This is a genomic window from Pseudarthrobacter phenanthrenivorans (genome assembly GCF_000813845.1).
GTDB lineage: Bacteria > Actinomycetota > Actinomycetes > Actinomycetales > Micrococcaceae > Arthrobacter > Arthrobacter phenanthrenivorans_B.
Genome location: NZ_JWTB01000055.1, coordinates 1 through 614, shown reverse-complemented (window position 1 = coordinate 614; position 614 = coordinate 1). Strand labels below are relative to the sequence as shown.

1 pseudogene is annotated in these 614 nt (G+C 71.3%); it reads left to right on the top strand.

Going from position 1 to position 614, the window contains the following annotated elements:
* Window positions 1–514, top strand: a pseudogene (locus RM50_RS20910) (hypothetical protein); the annotation flags it as partial.
* Window positions 515–614: the final 100 nt, after the last annotated feature.

Below are 614 nucleotides of genomic sequence, written 5' to 3'. Positions count from 1 at the left end.
CTGGCTGGAGAACCGGCAGCCCGGAGACCTCCTGACCGAAGTCCAGCGGTACGCCCGCAACAACCCCGGAACCTTCCTGCTCCTCGCGGCAGGCGCCGGCGTCCTGGCCGGACGCCTGACCCGCGGCCTCACCGCAGGCGCCCCGGAAACCTCAAGCCGCACCACTGGAACCGGCGCTGCCGGCCTGTCCGGCCAGTATTCCGGCACTGCGTACGGCGACCAGTACAACCAGTCCTACCCTGTGGCCGGTGGCACGGTTCCGCCCCCGCCCGTCCAGCTGCCGGGGCCGGCCACCACCACCGCCGGTTATGACGGCGGTGCACCGGGCAGCAGCTATCCGGAAGCGGCCGGTCCGGCCAGCGGCCTTGACAGCCCGCAACTGGTGGAAGAGCCCTGGTCCGGGAACCAGGAATCGGATGACCCGCTGCGCGACCGTGCCCGCGCCGATGACCCCATGGCAAACGATCCCCTGACGCAGGAACGCACCCGGGGCGGCCAGACGGGTGGTCTGTGATGAGCAGCCAGATTCCGGAGCCGCCGCCCAGCGCGGCGCACGTGAAAGCGGACAACGCGTCCCTGGGTGAACTGCTCGGCGACGTCACCCGGGACCTGTC